Source organism: Microvirga sp. KLBC 81 (genome assembly GCF_003075415.1).
GTDB lineage: Bacteria > Pseudomonadota > Alphaproteobacteria > Rhizobiales > Beijerinckiaceae > Microvirga.
The window spans coordinates 1-2,942 of record NZ_QDAH01000193.1 but is presented as its reverse complement, the minus strand read 5'-3'; the positions used below and the strand labels follow the sequence as shown (position 1 = coordinate 2,942).

At 54.4% G+C, this 2,942-nt stretch carries 2 protein-coding genes and 1 pseudogene; 1 reads left to right on the top strand and 2 read right to left on the bottom strand.

Annotated features, from left to right (window positions below; all coding sequences use genetic code 11):
* Window positions 1–141 precede the first annotated feature (141 nt).
* Window positions 142–318 (bottom strand): annotated as a pseudogene (locus DC522_RS32995) (IS6 family transposase); the annotation flags it as partial.
* Between the two features lie 376 nt (window positions 319–694).
* The gene (locus DC522_RS32990; protein WP_116532629.1) at window positions 695–1,000 is read right to left on the bottom strand and encodes a hypothetical protein; all 306 of its coding nucleotides are present in this window, start codon (window positions 998–1,000) and stop codon (window positions 695–697) included.
* A gap of 282 nt (window positions 1,001–1,282) precedes the next feature.
* Between DC522_RS32990 and DC522_RS32985 the strand changes: the two genes are divergently transcribed.
* Window positions 1,283–2,437, top strand: a complete 1,155-nt coding sequence (locus tag DC522_RS32985) for a hypothetical protein (RefSeq protein ID WP_116532628.1) — start codon at window positions 1,283–1,285, stop codon at window positions 2,435–2,437.
* The last annotated feature ends 505 nt before the right edge of the window (window positions 2,438–2,942 follow it).

Here is a 2,942-nt window from a genome sequence, read left to right as displayed (position 1 = left end):
GGTAGTCTCGGTCATGACGTATCGCTCTTCTTGAAGAGGTTCTGGCAGGCTCGACACCCGCCTCGATACGTCGCCCTGCTCACACCGTCATCACCCACATTCCGAAATAACTCGCCGCAAGGTGTCCCGGCGTGGCCTGACCCACACTCTGATCGACCAGATCCGTGTCTTTCCCCTCGCCAGAATGCCTCGAGCTGCGAGCATCTTCTCGACCATGCGCAGGCTCAAGGGAAAGCGGAAGTACAACCAGATGGCGTAGCTGATCACTTCAGCCGGGAAGCGGTGGCGGGCATTGCGAGGGTGACGGACGTTCTTCATCCCTCACATATGCCTCTATGCGGTCACCCACCAGTTAACTTGATGGTGCCCCGTATTGTCCGATTTTCGACGATGTCGGACATGCGACATAGCAGTATGAGAGCCATCATATTGTTTAGAAGTAATTTTCTCCTTTGGCACAGTGCATGCATAGGTATGTGCAAACGGGTCACGGATTAAGGAGACAGGCTTTGTCGCAAACTGATTGGCAACACCTATCCGGCATGAGTGCTCCTCGTTTGCACACGCCGTCGTCAACGCGCCCTGTGCGCAACACGGCCGCCGTTATTGAACATGGGGAATCTCATTCTCGGGGATTGATGGATGTTTACGGCCGATCGGGAAACGGTCGGACCATCCGTCTGGAGCGCGGCGATCATGCCGGTCGGGACATGTTGATTTCGTTAAATATTGCTATCTTGGCCTCGACCACCATCCTGACGTCATCGCAGGCGTGCTTGCCGCAATCGAGGACTATGGCTCGCTTCATTGGTCCTGCTCCCGAACCCGGCTGAATTTCGGTCTGATTGGTGACCCGGAAGACGATCTGTCCGATCTCTTCGCCGCCAGGGTAATCACCTATTCCTCGGAGCTGGCGACTAGAATGCGTGCCTGCCGCTGCTCGTCTCGGGCCGTCTTCAATGGGCGAAAACCGCTGAGGATCTTCGTCCGGTTCGCTCATGCGGCTCTCGCCTTTCACTCCGCATTCGCCACCGCTTCTGAATCAACCGTTGATAGCTCTGCTCTGGCCTTTAAACCCGAGAATGGCCATCAGATGCCACATAGGGCAGTGTTACAGCCAAAAAACACGCTCTGGTTGCATCTTTCGCTTGAATGCCGTCGATTCGGCCTTGTAGCTTACCACTGGTGCTGGTTGATCGTACATCTGGATCTCCGACAGGTTGTGTACTTATCATCCCAGACCGGTTGGCTCACTGAGTACCCATGTTCAGCGGAGGCAATCATGCAAATGCGGACTGACTTGATCCTAGAAGACACCACCCTCCGTGATGGAGAGCAAGCTCCCGGTGTAGCACTATCGAAGGTCCAGAAACTCGAAATACTCCAGGCACTGCTCGGTGCAGGTGTGAAATGGATCGAGGTCGGGATCCCCAAGATGGGTGGGGAGGAACTTGACTACCTTCACGCATCCCTGGATTACGCGGACCAAGCTGTTCTTGTTGCATGGAACCGCGGCGTAAAGGACGACATCTGCTTCTCCTTAGATATGGGCTTTAAAGCTGTTCATATCGGGCTTCCGACGTCCGATGTTCATCTCAAATCGAGTGTTGCTAAGGACCGATCCTGGGTATCGCAACAAGCCTCCGACATGGTTAAGTATGCGAAAGACCGCGGGGCTTTTGTATCCATAAGTGCGGAAGATGTAGGCCGCACTGACGCTTCATTTTTACAGGACTATGCCGGGATTGTCGCTGAAGCCGGAGCAGACCGACTAAGACTGTCTGACACGATCGGCATACTGGGACCTGAAGGCTACGCCGAGCGCGTCTCATGCGCCGTTCGAGCAGCAGATATTGCCGTGCATTGTCACTGTCACAATGACTTTGGACTTGCTGTCGCTAACACAATTGCCGGCCTCAAGGCAGGCGCCAAGTTCTTCCACGTTTGCGTAAATTCAATGTCCGAACGCGCAGGCATGCCTGACCTCGCCCAAATGGTCATGGCCCTAAAGTGCATCTATGATCGGGATCTTGGGATCGATACAACTAAACTGACCGACCTCGCGAATCTGGTGTCTAACCATACAGGCGTAGCGAATGAGCCGTGGCGCCCTGTCGTCGGGAAGAACGTCTTCGCTCATGAATCCGGGATCCACTCTAACGGGATGCTAAAAGATCCTCGGTCATTCGAACCGATCTCACCAGATGAGGTCGGAGGCACCAGACGAATAGTGATCGGTAAACACGCTGGCCGAGCAGCAATCGAGTATACGCTTAAAAACGCCAATATTGCTGTTGCGCCGGATCTGCTGGTCGACTGTCTCGACAAAGTTCGGCAGCAATCGATCCTCCAAGGGAGCGAGATTACCTCGGCACAACTTATCGACATCTATCGGGCAGTCGAAAGCGACGCGACGGGCAATGCCGCGCCAAACTAAGTGTTGCGGACCTCGATCTTCGACGCCAATCCCCCGCTTGAGGTGATCCCAAATGTTAGTAGACGATCTCATAAGCGACCATATGGGCGAAGGCAGTGCTCGTCCTAGAGACTTCGTGACCGTCAAGGTAGACCGAATCTATATCCAAGACGGCAACTCTCCAACTCTCGCAAGGCTCTTCAAAAAACACGATATTCAGAGGGTTTTTGACCCGAGCCGCGTGGGCGTCTTTTCGATCATTCGGTCATATGGCCTAATGCGCAAATTGCAGCGCGGATCCGAGAGGCTGAAGAATTCTGCAGAATTCTAGGGCTACGGCCTGTTATGACTTGAACCCTTTGCACCTGGAGGCGTTTTGCTCGTCCGGTCTGAGGAGGAGCCATGCTGACGGAGAGCTATGACGGAATCTGGGTGATGACGGTGTGAGCAGGGCGACGTATCGAGGCGGGTGTCGAGCCTGCCAGAACCTCTTCAAGAAGAGCGATACGTCATGACCGAGACTACC